17 protein-coding genes are annotated in these 15,239 nt (G+C 62.7%); 14 read left to right on the plus strand and 3 right to left on the minus strand.

The window, feature by feature from the left end:
- Nucleotide 1: 1 nt before the first annotated feature.
- The 3 genes from N5C88_RS11370 to N5C88_RS11380 all read right to left on the minus strand — a co-directional run bounded on the left by N5C88_RS11370 (nt 2) and on the right by N5C88_RS11380 (nt 4,193).
- The gene (locus tag N5C88_RS11370; RefSeq protein ID WP_280015336.1) at nt 2–2,323 is read right to left on the minus strand and encodes a CHASE2 domain-containing protein; all 2,322 of its coding nucleotides are present in this window, start codon (nt 2,321–2,323) and stop codon (nt 2–4) included.
- A 10-nt stretch (nt 2,324–2,333) separates the two neighbouring features.
- On the minus strand, nt 2,334–3,389 hold the full coding sequence (locus N5C88_RS11375) for a FecR domain-containing protein (protein WP_280015382.1): 1,056 nt from the start codon (nt 3,387–3,389) through the stop codon (nt 2,334–2,336).
- Nucleotides 3,390–3,476: 87 nt separating this feature from the next.
- Entirely contained in the window at nt 3,477–4,193 is a 717-nt protein-coding gene (locus N5C88_RS11380; RefSeq protein ID WP_059380278.1) for a response regulator transcription factor, read from the minus strand.
- Nucleotides 4,194–4,464: 271 nt separating this feature from the next.
- Here N5C88_RS11380 and N5C88_RS11385 point away from each other — a divergent pair, with 271 nt between their 5' ends.
- From N5C88_RS11385 to rplP, 14 genes are all read left to right on the plus strand, one after another.
- Nucleotides 4,465–5,169: a winged helix-turn-helix domain-containing protein gene (locus N5C88_RS11385; protein WP_280015337.1), complete on the plus strand. Its 705-nt coding sequence runs from the start codon at nt 4,465–4,467 to the stop codon at nt 5,167–5,169.
- A 550-nt stretch (nt 5,170–5,719) separates the two neighbouring features.
- Nucleotides 5,720–6,097: a 30S ribosomal protein S12 gene (gene rpsL / locus N5C88_RS11390; RefSeq protein WP_005017264.1), complete on the plus strand. Its 378-nt coding sequence runs from the start codon at nt 5,720–5,722 to the stop codon at nt 6,095–6,097.
- Nucleotides 6,098–6,263: 166 nt separating this feature from the next.
- On the plus strand, nt 6,264–6,734 hold the full coding sequence (gene rpsG, locus N5C88_RS11395) for a 30S ribosomal protein S7 (protein ID WP_006216561.1): 471 nt from the start codon (nt 6,264–6,266) through the stop codon (nt 6,732–6,734).
- Nucleotides 6,735–6,752: 18 nt separating this feature from the next.
- Nucleotides 6,753–8,855, plus strand: coding sequence for an elongation factor G (gene fusA / locus N5C88_RS11400; protein WP_054459383.1), 2,103 nt, complete (start codon nt 6,753–6,755; stop codon nt 8,853–8,855).
- A gap of 76 nt (nt 8,856–8,931) precedes the next feature.
- Entirely contained in the window at nt 8,932–10,122 is a 1,191-nt protein-coding gene (gene tuf / locus N5C88_RS11405; RefSeq protein ID WP_119449751.1) for an elongation factor Tu, read from the plus strand.
- Between the two features lie 75 nt (nt 10,123–10,197).
- Nucleotides 10,198–10,509, plus strand: coding sequence for a 30S ribosomal protein S10 (gene rpsJ / locus N5C88_RS11410; RefSeq protein WP_003806903.1), 312 nt, complete (start codon nt 10,198–10,200; stop codon nt 10,507–10,509).
- A gap of 445 nt (nt 10,510–10,954) precedes the next feature.
- Complete coding sequence (gene rplC, locus N5C88_RS11415) at nt 10,955–11,644, plus strand: 50S ribosomal protein L3 (RefSeq protein WP_008168945.1); 690 nt, start codon at nt 10,955–10,957, stop codon at nt 11,642–11,644.
- 4 nt (nt 11,645–11,648) lie between these two features.
- The gene (rplD, locus tag N5C88_RS11420) at nt 11,649–12,269 is read left to right on the plus strand and encodes a 50S ribosomal protein L4 (RefSeq protein WP_013397019.1); all 621 of its coding nucleotides are present in this window, start codon (nt 11,649–11,651) and stop codon (nt 12,267–12,269) included.
- A complete protein-coding gene (rplW, locus tag N5C88_RS11425) occupies nt 12,266–12,562 on the plus strand; it encodes a 50S ribosomal protein L23 (protein WP_006216557.1) in 297 nt (98 codons plus the stop codon). Before rplD ends, rplW begins: the two co-directional genes overlap by 4 nt.
- Nucleotides 12,563–13,390 carry a 50S ribosomal protein L2 gene (gene rplB / locus N5C88_RS11430; RefSeq protein WP_025136344.1) on the plus strand — a complete coding sequence of 276 codons (828 nt, stop codon included), beginning with the start codon at nt 12,563–12,565 and terminating at the stop codon, nt 13,388–13,390.
- 12 nt (nt 13,391–13,402) lie between these two features.
- Complete coding sequence (rpsS, locus tag N5C88_RS11435) at nt 13,403–13,678, plus strand: 30S ribosomal protein S19 (RefSeq protein WP_006216555.1); 276 nt, start codon at nt 13,403–13,405, stop codon at nt 13,676–13,678.
- Nucleotides 13,679–13,681: 3 nt separating this feature from the next.
- Nucleotides 13,682–14,011: a 50S ribosomal protein L22 gene (rplV, locus tag N5C88_RS11440; protein ID WP_043541551.1), complete on the plus strand. Its 330-nt coding sequence runs from the start codon at nt 13,682–13,684 to the stop codon at nt 14,009–14,011.
- A 9-nt stretch (nt 14,012–14,020) separates the two neighbouring features.
- The gene (gene rpsC / locus N5C88_RS11445) at nt 14,021–14,815 is read left to right on the plus strand and encodes a 30S ribosomal protein S3 (RefSeq protein ID WP_042795906.1); all 795 of its coding nucleotides are present in this window, start codon (nt 14,021–14,023) and stop codon (nt 14,813–14,815) included.
- A gap of 2 nt (nt 14,816–14,817) precedes the next feature.
- Nucleotides 14,818–15,234, plus strand: coding sequence for a 50S ribosomal protein L16 (rplP, locus tag N5C88_RS11450; RefSeq protein WP_006389610.1), 417 nt, complete (start codon nt 14,818–14,820; stop codon nt 15,232–15,234).
- The last annotated feature ends 5 nt before the right edge of the window (nt 15,235–15,239 follow it).

Genomic DNA, 15,239 nt, shown 5'->3' on the forward strand with positions numbered 1-15,239 from the left:
GCTACGCCGCGGGCATTTCCTCCGGCGCCATCGGCAGGCGCAGCGTGAAGACCGAACCCACGCCCAGCTCGCTGCTGACCTCGACCGATCCGCCGTGGCGTTCGGCCACCGTGCGCACGAATGCCAGGCCCAGGCCCGCGCCGCCGACATCGCCGCGGGTTTCCACACCCACGCGCGAGAACGGCTCGAACAAGCGGGCCAGGTCCTGCGCTGCGATACCCTGGCCCTGATCGCGGATGTTGACGCGCCAGAAGCCAGGTTCCTCGTCGATGCCGCATTCGATCCGCGTGTCCGCCGGGCTGTATTTGATGGCGTTGTCGATCAGATTGCACAGCGTGCGCATGAGCAGCGTCTGATCGCCGCGGACGTAGGCGCCGGGCAGCGGTAGCGCGAGGGTGAGTTCGATGCCGCGTTTCTGTGCCGAGGCCCAGAATTCGTCCACGGCGTCCTGCAGCAGGCTACCCAGATCCAGCTCCACCGCGCTGATCGTCATCGACTCGGCGCGCGTGAGGTGCACGAAATCGTCGACCAGGCGCAGCGTGCGGTTGGCCAGCGCGGCGATGCGGCCCAGGGTTTCACCCTGGCCTTCGGTCGAACCGCTTTCCTGTTTCATTTCGACCAGCGCGAGGATCGAGCTTTGGGGCGCGCGCATGTCGTGCGAGATGAAGCGCAGGGTTTCCTCGCGTTGGCGTTCCGCCTGGCGGATGCGCGAGATGTCCGTCAGCGTGGTGACGGTGCCGGCGAAGTTGCCTTCGGCGGTATGGATGGGGGCGCATTTCAGGATCAGGTCGCGCCCGGCGTGGTCGCGTATTTCCAGGTCGGCGCTCCAGGGCGATGACGCGGCGACCGGGCCTTGGCCGCTGAGCGCTTCGGCGACGCGTTGGCGGGTGGCGGGATCGGAGATGGTCTTCTCGAGCAGGTGCGCGGCCGGACGGCCGACGCGGGGAGGGCGCATGCCCAGCCGCTGGAAATACATGACAGCAGCCTGGTTGCGGAATTGCATGCGGCCGTCCTGATCGAAAACCAGCGTGGCGTCCGGCATGCCGTCCAGGCCGTCAGCGAGGAAGCGGCGCAGGTTGCGCACGCGGGCCAGCGCCCGGCGCAGCTCCCCGACGCGGCTCTCCAGCGACACGCTGGGTCCCGCGCCCTGGGCGCCGGCCTCGTTCAGCACCGGCGGGTACTCGCGCTGCAGGCGGCGCAGTTCGTTGTCCATGTAGCGCAGCGCGGCCTCCTGGCTGCGCCAGCTCCAGAGCGGATAGCACAGCGTCACGCCCAGCAGCGCCGCAGCGGGCGCGAACCACACATAGGCGTAGGCCAGCAGCAGCAGCGCGGTCAGCAGGATGAGGGCGAACAGCGCCAGGCTGACCAGCAGGGCCCGCTTGGGCGACAGCCGCCACAGGGCCAGGCAGGCCAGCAGCACGGGCAGCGCCGCAAACAGCGCGTTGCACCAGGCGGGCGGCAGCCTATAGGCGATGTCGTCGCGCGCGGCGTGCAGCAGGTTGGCGATGATCTCCACCCCCGACATGCCGCTGACGTCATGTGAAACCGGTGTCGGGTAGGCGTCGCCCAGGCCGGTGGCCCAAGCGCCGACTAGCACGTACTTGTCGCGCAGTTCCTCCGGCGACAGATCTCCACGCAACACGGACAGGTAGGACACGGTCCGCGTATGCGCGGTGGGGCCGGCGTAGGGAATCAGGATGCTGCCGTCAGGCGCGGCACGTTGCAACAGCTTTTGCGCGGAATCCGGTTCGCCGCCGACGTCGAGCATGGCCAAGGCCAGATGGTTCCAGCGGCGGTCTCCAAGCCGCGCGGTCAGGGTGGCTTCGCGCACCACGCCATCGGGGTCGATGCGCGCGTTGATGAAGCCTTTCGCGGCGGCGGCCTGCGACACGCCGGGGATGGGTTCGTTGACGGCGGCAGGGCGGTCGAGCCGGTCCAGCACGACCGGCAGGACGGTACGGCCGTGGCGCCGGATGCTGTCGGCCAGAATGCGGTCGTCGTTCGGATTGGCCATGTCCGGCTCGGCGAAGATCAGGTCCAGCGCGACGGCGCGAGCGCCCTGGAGCCGGTCCAGCAGCGCCGCGTGGACCGCGCGCCGCCAGGGCCAGTGGCCCAGCGCCTTGACGCTGTCATCGTCTATCGCGACGATCAGGATATCGGGATCGGCACCGCGTCCGGTCATCGACAAGGCGCGGTCATAAAGAATCTGGTCGAAACGGCCCAGGCCGTTGAAAGCGCCCAGGATGGCGGCAAGCGCCGCCAAAGCCACAGTCAGCCACAGCCCTGAGCGCGAGGTCCGGTCCTGCGGATCGGCATCGGCCATGGGGCGGGCTCTAGTAATCGGTCAGCGTGATCAGGCCGCCCGTGCCGCTGGCCACGCCAGAGCCGTCGGAGGTCAGGAGCATGTTCGCGCCCTCGAAGGTGGCGATCGCGTCGCGCCCGTTCAGGCCCAGGTCATCCACTGCGCGCACCGACACGTAGTAGGTGCCGGGACCGGGCGCCGTAAAGCGGATGTCGTTGCTGGGGAAGCTCGTCGACGATACCGGCAACGCGCCTTCGGCATCGCGCGAAACGCGCACCAGATAGCTCTGTGCGCCGGACACGGGCGAGACGTCGGCGGTCCAGGCGCCGCCGCCCGCCCGCGTGGGCGTGCCCAGCTGCGGCGCATCCAGCAGCGCACGCATGCCCGAGACCACGCCGTCCGAGCCGACTGCCGCGCCGTAGCCCGTGGCCACCGCCACGGGCTTGGCCGGCGCCGATCCGGGGGCGTGGGGCTGCAGCCGCACGCTGCCTTCCAGCACTTCGCTGTGCACGCCTTGTGCGCCGCTTTGCACGCGGAAGCGCGTGCCGCGTACGCCGGTGACTGCGACCGGCGTGCGGATTTCGAAACGGCCCACGCCTTGTCCCGCGGGTGCCACGGACGATTCCACGCCGCCCTTTTGCACCCGGACGACGGAATCCGTCAGCGCGGTACCTTCAAACTGGCGCAGGCGCGTCAGCTCGACCGAACCGCCAGCCGGCAGCGTCAGCTTGGAACCATCGGCCAGCTCCAGCGTCACGAAGCCGTTGGCGGCGGTGCCGACCGTACTACCTTCGGCCACGGTGTCGCCAGCCCGCAGGGCCTTGCCGTCGACGTTCGCCTGGCCGCTGACGTGCACGACACGGGCATCGGCGGGCCGCACGGGAATCATGGACAGGGGAATGCGCAACTCCAGCCCGATGGGCAGGGCTTCGGGCGTGACGACCTTGTTCAGGGTCTGCAACTGGTTCCAGTTGGCCGGCTTGTGCGTATAGCGGGTCGCCAGGTCGATCAGCGTATCGCCTTGGCGGATGCGGTAGATGAAATCATCCCCCAGCGCGCCGGCGGGCTGGCTGTGCGCCGGCGCCATCAGCGTGAGGCAGGAAATCAGGCCAAGCAAAGAAAGCGCGCGGCAGCGGCTCATGACTCTCGTTTCTCCAGGGATGCGCGCAGGCGCTTACTGCGGATTGACTGCGATGTCTTCCGGCGAGCTGATCAGCTCGAGCCGGTAGCCCAGCGCATAGGAAGACGTGAGGCGCACGCCATGTTCCGGACGCAGCTGGAGCTTTTGCCGGATGTTCGACAAATGGGTGTCCAGGGTGCGCGAGGTGGCCGGAATTTCCCGGTTCCATACGCATTCGGCCAGCACGTCGCGGGACATGAGGCGGCCGACATTGCGGAAAAACAGCAGCGCCAGTTCGAATTCCTTGGGGGCGAGCGGCACAACCGCGGAATCCAGGGTGATGCTGCGGGCGGCGGGCTCGATGCGATAACGCGCTACGTCGAAGGCATCGTCCGCAGGTTCGGCGATCTGGCTGCGGCGCAGCAAGGCCGCCACCCGCGCCAGCAGCTCCAGGGGGCGCAACGGTTTGACGATGTAGTCGTCCGCGCCGGCGCGCAGGCCTTCCACCAGATCGTCCTCGCTGGACCGATTGGTCAGGAAGATGACTGGGATGCGCGGACCGATATTGGCACGCAGCCACCGCACCACATCATCACCATCGATGTCGGGCAGATGCCAGTCCAGCAGCACCAGGTCGAAATGCTCAGTGCGCAGCGCGGCCAGCAGATCGCGGCTTTGCTGATAACTGGTGCAGTCGTATCCGGCAGTGGTCAGAACTTGCTGGATGCGGCGTGCTTGATCCAGGTCGTCTTCCAGCGACGCGATTTTCATCAGACGTGTTCTCGCGAAGGTTTGCTACGCAAGCGCGCGCTATGGCGCCCTACTGCAAGATGAGAAAGGAATATATAGGTGTAAACGAATGATAACTCGGGAGAGGCCCCGGCTGGCTACGTTATGGCAAGAACTGTCAAACATTGCAAAGTTGACGAATCTTGACTGGAGTTGTTGCGTAACAACGCGCCACACTGTCTCAATCGTTCTCCCCCTCCCTCAGTATGGCGAGGGCGGAGCCGGTCGAGGTTGTTGGTCGGATGGAACAGATATGAATCAATTGCGCATACTTATGATGTCACCGGACGAGGCCGCTCGCGGCATTGCCGTGTCCGCATTGTTGCAAGCTGGTATTTCTGCACGCGGTTGCTCGACGTCTCTCGAATTGTTTGGATTGCTCAACGGCGGCGGCTATGACGTCGTGGTCCTGGATGTCGGGACCTTGGGCGAAATCGGCTACGCCCTGGTGGCGCGTCTGCACGGCTCGTCGTCGATGGGCATCGTGGTCACGGGGCGCGGCATGTCGGTGGATAGCCGCCTGCGCTGCCTGCAAAGCGGCGCGGACGCCTGTCTGCCAGATCCGCAGGATCCGCGCGAGCTGGCCTGCATCCTGCTGTCCCTGGCCCGTCGCCTGCCCGCGGGGCAGGAAGCGGCGTCCGTGGGCGAGGCCGCCCCGAACGGACAGTGGGAACTGCGCGACCAGGGCTGGACTCTGGCGGCGCCCTCGGGGGCGACCATCTCCCTGTCCGCCAATGAACGCCTGATCGTGCGCTCGCTGCTGGAAGTCGCGGGCAAGGCCGTGGGCCGCACCGAGCTGGGTGACGAGCTGCAGGTCGAGGGCGGCTCGGTGCGCGCCAGCGGTTCGCGCAGCATCGACGTGATCGTCAGCCGCTTGCGCCGCAAGGCGGAGCTGGCCGGGGTGATGTTGCCGATACGCACGGTCTACGGCAGCGGCTACCTGTTCGCCGACCAGTAGCGCGGGCGGGTACACTGGCCGCCGCGCCAGGCGCCAGCCGCCGCCGGAAAGTCTGCTATCGTTTTTCCCGCAGTCGGCCGCGCTCAGTGGCCCCGGTTTTCGGTTCCGCTTTTTGGCGTATGTGGCCCTAATTTCCGCGAGCGCCGCCGAACTGGCGTTCTTCTGCCGGCAATATGCCACGTCGCCTGACTTACAATTTTCTTTGACAGCAAGCCTTTATCTCAGTTATGCTAAAGGGCTTACTGCTTTATTTCGCGCGCAAAAACTGGCCGCGGTAGGGCTCAGAAGTACGGTGTCTGGGAACGGGGTGCGTCACGAGCCTTTCGTCTTCCAAACCACACGGCTTCGCGGCATCGGGTCTTTCCGGCGTCGTCGCTCCACGGCATCCAGCTTTGTGCGTTTTGTCATAGTTTGTTGGCAAGCCCGCTCTTTTACGTATACGAACGTTTGAGGCGGTTTTGCGCGAACTGCCTTCTCCGAAAGTTCACTGCTTGAGGAGACGAGTACGTAAGTACTTACCCAGTGGTACGTAAAAGGGATTTCAAAGGTCATGCCTACCATTAGCCAACTCGTGCGCAAGCCGCGCGAAGTCAGCATCATCAAAAGCAAGAGCCCCGCGCTCGAAAACTGCCCGCAACGCCGCGGCGTGTGCACTCGCGTGTACACCACCACCCCCAAGAAGCCGAACTCCGCTCTGCGTAAGGTTGCCAAAGTGCGTCTGACCAACGGTTACGAAGTCATTTCGTACATCGGCGGTGAAGGCCACAACCTGCAAGAGCACTCGGTGGTTCTGGTGCGTGGCGGTCGTGTGAAGGACTTGCCCGGTGTGCGTTATCACATCGTGCGCGGTTCCCTCGACCTGCAAGGCGTCAAGGATCGTAAGCAAGCCCGCTCGAAGTACGGCGCCAAGCGCCCGAAGAAGGCTTAATAACGAGTCAGCAGTACCCCCGCGTGGCGGAAGTCCGTCACTAGGGAAGTGCGACCGCGCCATCCAGATGATGGGAATGTGCGCGGCACGTAAGGGGTCGTCTCCATGGACGGCCATGGCCGTGTAATGAAACACGGTTCAACTGAACAGACACAAGGAAGCAACAATGCCCCGTCGTCGCGAAGTACCCAAGCGCGAGATTCTGCCCGATCCCAAGTTCGGCAGCGTCGAACTCGCCAAGTTCATGAACGTCGTCATGCTGGACGGCAAGAAGGCCGTCGCCGAGCGCATCGTCTACGGTGCCCTCGAGCAAGTGCAAACCAAGACCGGCAAGGAGCCGATCGAAGTTTTCAGCCTGGCGATCAACAACATCAAGCCGATCGTCGAAGTGAAGAGCCGCCGCGTTGGCGGTGCCAACTACCAAGTGCCGGTTGAAGTGCGCCCCGTGCGCCGCCTGGCCCTGGCTATGCGTTGGCTCCGTGAAGCCGCCAAGAAGCGTGGCGAGAAGTCGATGGATCTGCGTCTTGCTGGCGAACTGATCGACGCCTCCGAAGGTCGTGGCGCCGCGATGAAGAAGCGCGAAGACACGCACAAGATGGCAGAGGCCAACAAGGCCTTCAGCCATTTCCGCTGGTAATTTAAGGACTAACCCACCATGGCCCGCAAAACCCCGATCGAGCGCTATCGCAACATTGGTATCTCTGCGCACATCGATGCAGGGAAAACCACCACGACCGAACGTATCCTGTTCTACACCGGCGTCAATCACAAGATTGGCGAAGTGCATGATGGCGCAGCCACCATGGACTGGATGGAACAAGAGCAAGAGCGTGGCATCACCATTACGTCGGCTGCTACGACGGCGTTTTGGCGTGGCATGGCCAAGAACTATCCCGAACACCGCATCAACATCATCGACACCCCGGGACACGTGGACTTCACCATTGAGGTGGAACGTTCCATGCGCGTCCTGGACGGTGCTTGCATGGTCTACTGCGCGGTGGGCGGTGTTCAGCCCCAGTCCGAAACCGTGTGGCGCCAAGCCAACAAGTACGGCGTGCCGCGTCTGGCCTTCGTCAACAAGATGGACCGCACCGGCGCCAACTTCTTCAAGGTCTATGACCAGCTGAAGAACCGCCTGCGCGCGAACCCCGTCCCCGTCGTGATCCCCATCGGCGCCGAAGACACGTTCAAGGGCGTGATCGACCTGGTCAAGATGAAGGCGATCATCTGGGACGAAGCCAGCCAAGGCATCAAGTTCGACTACGAAGACATTCCGGCCGAACTGCAAGGCGCGGCTGAAGAATGGCGCGAAAAGCTGGTCGAAGCTGCCGCCGAGTCGTCCGAGGAACTGATGAACAAGTACCTCGAGACCGGTTCGCTGGAAGAAGCCGAGATCAACCTGGCCATCCGTCAGCGCACCATCGCCGGCGAAATCCAGCCGATGCTGTGCGGCACCGCCTTCAAGAACAAGGGCGTGCAGCGCATGCTCGACGCCGTCATCGACTACCTGCCGTCGCCTGTGGATATTCCGCCGGTCGAAGGCACCGATGACAACGGCAACGAAGTCCTGCGTCAAGCCGACGACGGCGAGAAGTTCTCGTCGCTGGCGTTCAAGCTGATGACCGACCCGTTCGTCGGCCAATTGACCTTTGTCCGCGTGTACTCGGGCGTCCTGAAGTCGGGCGACACCGTGTTCAACCCGATCAAGGGCAAGAAGGAGCGTATCGGCCGCATTCTGCAGATGCACGCGAACAACCGCGAGGAAATCAAGGAAGTTCTGGCTGGCGACATCGCCGCCGTCGTGGGCCTGAAGGACGTGACCACCGGCGAAACGCTGTGCGATGTCGATTCGCACGTGACGCTGGAGCGCATGGAGTTCCCCGAGCCCGTGATTTCGCAGGCCGTGGAACCCAAGTCCAAGGCTGACCAGGAAAAGATGGGCCTGGCGCTGTCGCGCCTGGCGCAGGAAGATCCGTCGTTCCGCGTGCGCAGCGACGAAGAATCCGGCCAGACCATCATTTCCGGCATGGGCGAACTGCACCTGGAAATTCTGGTTGACCGCATGAAGCGCGAATTCGGCGTGGAAGCGAACGTCGGCAAGCCGCAAGTGGCTTACCGCGAAACCATCCGCAAGACCTGCGACGAAGTTGAAGGCAAGTTCGTCAAGCAGTCGGGCGGTCGCGGCCAGTACGGTCACGTGGTTCTGAAGGTCGAGCCGTTGGCTCCTGGCGGTGGCTACGAATTCGTGGACGCCATCAAGGGCGGCGTGGTTCCTCGCGAGTACATCCCCGCGGTGGACAAGGGCATCCAGGAAACGCTGCCTTCGGGCGTGTTGGCTGGCTACCCGATCGTCGACGTCAAGGTCACGCTGTTCTTCGGTTCGTACCACGACGTGGACTCGAACGAAAACGCGTTCAAGATGGCCGGCTCCATGGCATTCAAGGAAGGTCTGCGCAAGGCCAGCCCCGTGCTGCTGGAACCGATGATGGCCGTTGAAGTCGAAACGCCTGAAGACTACGCTGGCACCGTGATGGGCGATCTGTCCTCGCGTCGCGGCATGGTTCAGGGCATGGACGACATGGTTGGCGGCGGCAAGACCATCAAGGCCGAAGTTCCGCTGGCCGAGATGTTCGGTTACGCCACGAACCTGCGTTCGCTGACGCAAGGTCGTGCCACGTACACGATGGAATTCAAGCATTACTCCGAAGCTCCCAAGAACGTCGCTGACGAAGTCATCGCCGCTCGGGCCAAGTAAATAACCCTCGCCGCGTCCGCCCAAAAGGCGGCGCGGCAAATATCGAAATTTCCTTGAAAGTCAAAGGATAGAGATCATGGCAAAAGGCAAGTTTGAACGCACCAAGCCGCACGTGAACGTCGGCACCATCGGCCACGTTGACCACGGCAAGACCACCCTGACGGCGGCCATCACGACCGTTCTGTCGAACAAGTTCGGCGGCGAAGCCAAGGGCTACGACCAGATCGACGCGACTCCTGAAGAAAAGGCTCGCGGCATCACGATCAACACGGCTCACGTCGAGTACGAAACGGAAGCGCGTCACTACGCGCACGTTGACTGCCCGGGCCACGCTGACTATGTGAAGAACATGATCACGGGCGCCGCGCAAATGGACGGCGCGATCCTGGTCGTGTCGGCCGCTGACGGCCCGATGCCGCAAACCCGCGAACACATCCTGCTGTCGCGCCAGGTTGGCGTGCCGTACATCATCGTCTTCCTGAACAAGGCTGACATGGTTGACGACGCCGAGCTGCTCGAGCTGGTGGAAATGGAAGTCCGCGAACTGCTGTCGAAGTACGACTTCCCGGGCGACGACACCCCGATCGTGAAGGGTTCGGCCAAGCTGGCGCTGGAAGGCGACAAGGGCGAACTGGGCGAACAGGCCATCATGGCTCTGGCCGCTGCGCTGGACTCGTACATCCCGACGCCCGAGCGCGCCGTGGACGGCACGTTCCTGATGCCGGTTGAAGACGTGTTCTCGATCTCGGGTCGCGGCACCGTGGTGACCGGCCGTATCGAACGCGGCGTGATCAAGGTCGGCGAAGAACTCGAAATCGTCGGTATCGTTCCGACGGTCAAGACGACCTGCACGGGCGTGGAAATGTTCCGCAAGCTGCTGGACCAAGGTCAAGCCGGCGACAACGTGGGCATCCTGCTGCGCGGCACCAAGCGTGAAGACGTCCAGCGCGGCCAAGTTCTGGCCAAGCCGGGCTCGATCACCCCGCACACGGACTTCACGTCCGAGGTGTACATCCTGTCCAAGGAAGAAGGCGGCCGTCACACCCCGTTCTTCCAAGGCTATCGTCCCCAGTTCTACTTCCGCACGACGGACGTGACGGGCACGATCGAACTGCCGGCCGACAAGGAAATGGTTCTGCCGGGCGACAACGTGGCCATGACGGTCAAGCTGTTGGCTCCGATCGCCATGGAAGAAGGTCTGCGTTTCGCCATCCGTGAAGGCGGTCGTACCGTCGGCGCCGGCGTCGTCGCCAAGATCCTGAAGTAATTCGGATCACTTAAGCAGCACACAACCAGCGAGGGCGGTCTCGTCGCCTTCGCCTCTCGTTCTTTAGGAAACGCCATGAAAAACCAAAAGATCCGTATCCGCTTGAAAGCCTTCGATTACAAGCTGATCGATCAATCGGCCGCTGAAATCGTCGATACCGCCAAGCGTACCGGCGCTGTTGTCCGCGGTCCGGTGCCGCTGCCCACGCGTATCCGTCGCTACGACGTCCTGCGTTCGCCGCACGTCAACAAGACCTCGCGCGACCAGTTCGAAATCCGTACGCACCAGCGCCTGATGGACATCGTTGATCCCACCGACAAGACCGTTGACGCCCTGATGCGTCTGGACCTGCCGGCCGGCGTCGACGTCGAAATCGCGCTGCAGTAAAGCGCTTCGAGCCTGCTACCTTCGCCGGCAGGCACGAAATAAAGATGGCCGCATTCCTCGGGAGTGCGGCCATTTTGTTTTGGTCGCGTTTCTGGCGCGACACCTGCCCCCAGAGCGGGCAGGGTAGTCAAACCCTTTTCCAGATTTAGTTAGCAGGCGCTCACTACCGCATTCAGCCCCGGCCAGTGCCGCCAATATCACCAAGCTACACAAGCTGTGGTGGATTTACCCTCTGCGGTGGCGCCGAAGCGCGCTAAGTGCTTGTGTCCACTGGAAAAAACGTGCTAATATGCGAAGCTTGCCATTTTGTGGCAAGAGCAACTATGGGAAGAAGAAAGGCGGCCCCCGCCGGAATTCGTACCAGGTTGAACATAGTCGTAGGGCAAAGGCCGTTACCTTTTGCCTGATTAGCCCCGACCAATCGCAGTCGGGAATGGAGAAAACGATGTCGAATTCGACACCCACGCCCGCCGCTCACCGGCTGGGGCTGGTGGGTCGCAAGGTCGGCATGACCCGCATTTTTACCGAGGAAGGTGAATCCATCCCGGTGACCGTGCTGGACGTGTCGAACAACCGCGTGACCCAAGTTAAGTCGCTGGAAACCGACGGCTACGCCGCGATCCAGGTGGCTTATGGCACTCGTCGTGCCTCGCGTGTGGCTCAGCCGCAAACGGGCCACTACGCCAAAGCCGGCGCTGAAGCCGGTAGCATCCTCAAAGAATTCCGCCTTGATCCCGCTCGCGCCGCTGAATTTGCGGCCGGTTCCGTGATCGCCGTGGAATCGGTGTTCGAAGCCGGCCAACAGGTCGACGTCACGGGCACCACCATTGGTAAAGGCTTCGCCGGTACCATCAAGCGTCACAACTTCGGTTCGCAACGCGCGTCGCACGGTAACTCCCGTTCGCACCGCGTCCCGGGCTCGATTGGTCAAGCTCAAGATCCGGGCCGTATTTTCCCGGGTAAGCGCATGGCCGGTCACCTGGGTGATGTCACCCGCACCGTTCAAAACCTCGACGTCGTTCGCGTTGACGTTGAGCGCGGCCTGCTGCTGGTCAAGGGCGCTGTCCCCGGCCACGCTGGCGCCGACATCGTCGTGCGCCCGGCCATCAAGGCCCCGGCCAAGAAGGGAGCGTAAGTAAATGGATCTCAAGCTCCTGAACGACCAAGGTCAGGCCGCTGCTACGTTCAGCGCACCCGACACCATCTTCGGCCGTGACTTCAACGAAGCGCTGATTCATCAGATCGTGGTGGCTTTCCAAGCCAACGCCCGTTCGGGTAACCGCGCTCAGAAGGATCGCACTGAAGTCAAGCATTCGACCAAGAAGCCCTGGCGCCAGAAGGGTACCGGCCGCGCACGCGCTGGTATGACTTCGTCGCCGCTGTGGCGTGGCGGTGGTCGGATTTTCCCGAACTCGCCCGAAGAGAACTTCAGCCAGAAGGTCAACAAGAAGATGTACCGCGCCGGGATCCGTTCGATCCTGTCGCAGCTCGCTCGCGAAGACCGCATCGCCGTCGTCGAATCGTTTGATCTGGCATCGCCCAAGACCAAGGACGCAGCTGCCAAGCTGAAGAGCCTGGGCCTGGACTCGGTCCTGATCATCACCGACAGCGTTGATGAAAATGTTTACCTCGCCACCCGCAACCTGCCGCACGTTGCTGTTGTCGAGCCCCGTTATGCCGATCCGTTGTCGCTGGTCCACTACAAGAAAGTGCTGATCACCAAGCCGGCCATCGCTCAACTCGAGGAGATGCTGGGATGAACGCTGAACGCTTGATGCAAGTCATTCTGGCCCCGATCGTGACCGAAAAGGCCACCTTCGTTGCCGAGAAGAATCAGCAAGTCGCTTTCCGTGTCGTGGCTGACGCTACCAAGCCGGAAATCAAGGCTGCCGTCGAACTGCTCTTCAAGGTGCAGGTCGAGTCCGTGCAGGTCCTCAACCGTAAGGGCAAAGTCAAGCGCTTTGGCCGATTCGTTGGCCGTCGTCGCAATGAGCGCAAGGCTTACGTGTCGCTCAAGGACGGCCAGGAAATCGACTTTGCGGAGGTGAAGTAAATGGCCCTCGTAAAAGTTAAGCCGACTTCGGCTGGCCGCCGTGGCATGGTGAAGGTTGTCAGCCCGAACCTGCACAAGGGTGAGCCCTACGCGCCGCTGCTGGAAAAGAAGACCCGTGGTTCTGGCCGTAACAACAACGGTCACATCACGATCCGTCATCGTGGCGGTGGCCACAAGCAGCACTACCGCGTCGTCGACTTCCGTCGCGACAAGGATGGCATCCCGGCAAAGGTCGAGCGTCTGGAATATGACCCCAACCGTACGGCGCACATCGCTCTGCTGTGCTACGCCGACGGCGAACGTCGTTACATCATCGCTCCGCGCGGTCTGGAAGTTGGCGCCACGCTGCTGTCGGGCGTCGAAGCCCCGATCCGCGCTGGCAACACGCTGCCGATCCGCAACATCCCGGTGGGTACGACGATTCACTGCGTCGAAATGCTGCCTGGCAAGGGTGCTCAGATGGTCCGTTCGGCCGGCGCTTCCGCCGTCCTGCTGGCTCGCGAAGGCATCTACGCTCAAGTGCGTCTGCGCTCGGGTGAAGTCCGCCGTGTGCACATCGAATGCCGCGCCACCATCGGTGAAGTCGGTAACGAAGAACACAGCCTGCGCCAAATCGGCAAGGCCGGTGCAATGCGTTGGCGCGGTGTCCGCCCGACGGTTCGTGGCGTTGCCATGAACCCGGTGGATCACCCGCACGGTGGCGGCGAAGGCCGTACCGGCGAAGCACGCGAACCGGTCAGCCCGTGGGGCACTCCGGCGAAGGGTTTCAAGACCCGTCGCAACAAGCGGACGAACAATATGATCGTCCAACGGCGCAAGCGCAAGTAAGAGGCGAACACTATGTCACGTTCGATCAAGAAAGGCCCGTTTGTCGATGCTCACCTGATCAAAAAGGTGGACACGGCCGTCGCGGGCAAAGACAAGAAGCCGATCAAGACCTGGTCGCGTCGCTCCACGATCCTGCCCGAGTTCATCGGTCTGACGATCGCTGTGCACAACGGCAAGCAGCACGTTCCCGTTTACATCAACGAGAACATGGTCGGTCACAAGCTGGGCGAGTTCGCGCTGACCCGTACGTTCAAGGGTCACGCCGCGGACAAGAAGGCGAAGAGGTAAGCGATGGAAACTACTGCCATTATCCGTGGGGTTCACATCTCCGCTCAAAAGACCCGACTGGTTGCGGACCTGATCCGCGGCAAGTCCGTCTCGCAAGCGCTGAACATCCTCACCTTCTCGCCGAAGAAGGCGGCCGCCATCCTGAAGAAGGCTGTCGAATCCGCCATCGCCAACGCCGAGCACAATGACGGCGCCGACATCGACGAACTGAAAGTCACCACGATCTTCGTGGACAAGGCTCAGTCGATGAAGCGCTTCTCCGCTCGCGCCAAGGGCCGCGGCAACCGTATCGAGAAGCAGACCTGCCACATCACGGTCAAGGTCGGAGCTTAAGGAGTCACGATGGGTCAGAAAATTCACCCCACTGGGTTCCGTCTCGCGGTCACCCGTAATTGGTCCTCGCGTTGGTTCGCCGACGACAAGGCCTTCGGCTCGATGCTGGCCGAAGACATTCGCGTTCGCGAGTACCTGAAGAAGAAGCTCAAGAGCGCCTCCGTCGGTCGCGTGATCATCGAGCGTCCCGCCAAGAATGCCCGCATCACCGTCTACTCGGCTCGTCCGGGCGTGGTGATCGGCAAGCGCGGCGAAGACATCGAAAGCCTGAAGGCTGATCTGCAGCGCCTGATGGGCGTGCCCGTGCACGTCAACATCGAAGAAATCCGCAAGCCGGAAACCGATGCTCAACTGATCGCCGACTCGATCTCGCAACAGCTCGAGAAGCGCATCATGTTCCGTCGCGCCATGAAGCGCGCGATGCAGAACGCCATGCGTCTGGGTGCCCAAGGCATCAAGATCATGAGCTCGGGCCGTCTGAACGGTATCGAAATTGCTCGCACCGAGTGGTATCGCGAAGGCCGTGTGCCGCTGCACACCCTGAAGGCCAACATCGACTACGGCACCTCCGAAGCCCACACGACCTATGGCGTGATCGGCATCAAGGTCTGGGTCTACAAGGGCGACATGCTGGCCAACGGCGAATTGCCGCCGGAAACCGCTGCCCCGCGCGAAGAAGAACGTCGTCCGCGCCGCGCTCCGCGTGGTGATCGTCCGGACGGTGCTCGCACCGGTCGTCCGGGTGGCCGTGGTCGTGGTGGTCCCCGCAAGGCGGACGCTGCTCCGGCGCCTGAAGGAGAATAACCATGCTGCAACCCTCTCGCAGAAAGTATCGCAAAGAGCAGAAGGGCCGCAACACCGGTCTGGCGACCCGTGGTACCCACGTGTCGTTCGGCGAATTCGGTCTGAAGGCCACCGGCCGTGGCCGTCTGACCGCTCGCCAGATCGAAGCTGCTCGTCGTGCCATCAATCGTCACATCAAGCGTGGCGGCCGCATCTGGATTCGCATTTTCCCGGATAAGCCCATCTCGCAGAAGCCTGCCGAAGTCCGTATGGGTAACGGTAAGGGCAACCCGGAGTACTGGGTCGCTGAAATTCAGCCCGGCAAGGTGCTCTACGAAATGGAAGGGGTTAGCGAAGAGCTCGCGCGTGAAGCTTTCCGCCTGGCCGCTGCCAAGCTGCCGATTTCGACCACGTTCGTCGCGCGTCATATCGGTGCTTAAGGAGT

The organism is Achromobacter sp. GD03932 (genome assembly GCF_029839485.1).
Taxonomy (GTDB): Bacteria; Pseudomonadota; Gammaproteobacteria; order Burkholderiales; family Burkholderiaceae_B; genus Achromobacter; species Achromobacter bronchisepticus_A.

Coding starts and splice junctions, on each gene's coding strand:
- N5C88_RS11375 (WP_280015382.1), bottom strand. CDS start 3,389: ATGGCGCCGGCGCACAGCCAGCCCGCCGGCGCGCTGGGGGATGATTTC.
- tuf (WP_119449751.1), top strand. CDS start 8,932: ATGGCAAAAGGCAAGTTTGAACGCACCAAGCCGCACGTGAACGTCGGC.
- rplD (WP_013397019.1), top strand. CDS start 11,649: ATGGATCTCAAGCTCCTGAACGACCAAGGTCAGGCCGCTGCTACGTTC.
- rplV (WP_043541551.1), top strand. CDS start 13,682: ATGGAAACTACTGCCATTATCCGTGGGGTTCACATCTCCGCTCAAAAG.
- rplC (WP_008168945.1), top strand. CDS start 10,955: ATGTCGAATTCGACACCCACGCCCGCCGCTCACCGGCTGGGGCTGGTG.
- rpsC (WP_042795906.1), top strand. CDS start 14,021: ATGGGTCAGAAAATTCACCCCACTGGGTTCCGTCTCGCGGTCACCCGT.
- N5C88_RS11380 (WP_059380278.1), bottom strand. CDS start 4,193: ATGAAAATCGCGTCGCTGGAAGACGACCTGGATCAAGCACGCCGCATC.
- fusA (WP_054459383.1), top strand. CDS start 6,753: ATGGCCCGCAAAACCCCGATCGAGCGCTATCGCAACATTGGTATCTCT.
- rplB (WP_025136344.1), top strand. CDS start 12,563: ATGGCCCTCGTAAAAGTTAAGCCGACTTCGGCTGGCCGCCGTGGCATG.
- rpsJ (WP_003806903.1), top strand. CDS start 10,198: ATGAAAAACCAAAAGATCCGTATCCGCTTGAAAGCCTTCGATTACAAG.
- N5C88_RS11370 (WP_280015336.1), bottom strand. CDS start 2,323: ATGGCCGATGCCGATCCGCAGGACCGGACCTCGCGCTCAGGGCTGTGG.
- rpsL (WP_005017264.1), top strand. CDS start 5,720: ATGCCTACCATTAGCCAACTCGTGCGCAAGCCGCGCGAAGTCAGCATC.
- rplP (WP_006389610.1), top strand. CDS start 14,818: ATGCTGCAACCCTCTCGCAGAAAGTATCGCAAAGAGCAGAAGGGCCGC.
- rpsS (WP_006216555.1), top strand. CDS start 13,403: ATGTCACGTTCGATCAAGAAAGGCCCGTTTGTCGATGCTCACCTGATC.
- rpsG (WP_006216561.1), top strand. CDS start 6,264: ATGCCCCGTCGTCGCGAAGTACCCAAGCGCGAGATTCTGCCCGATCCC.
- rplW (WP_006216557.1), top strand. CDS start 12,266: ATGAACGCTGAACGCTTGATGCAAGTCATTCTGGCCCCGATCGTGACC.
- N5C88_RS11385 (WP_280015337.1), top strand. CDS start 4,465: ATGAATCAATTGCGCATACTTATGATGTCACCGGACGAGGCCGCTCGC.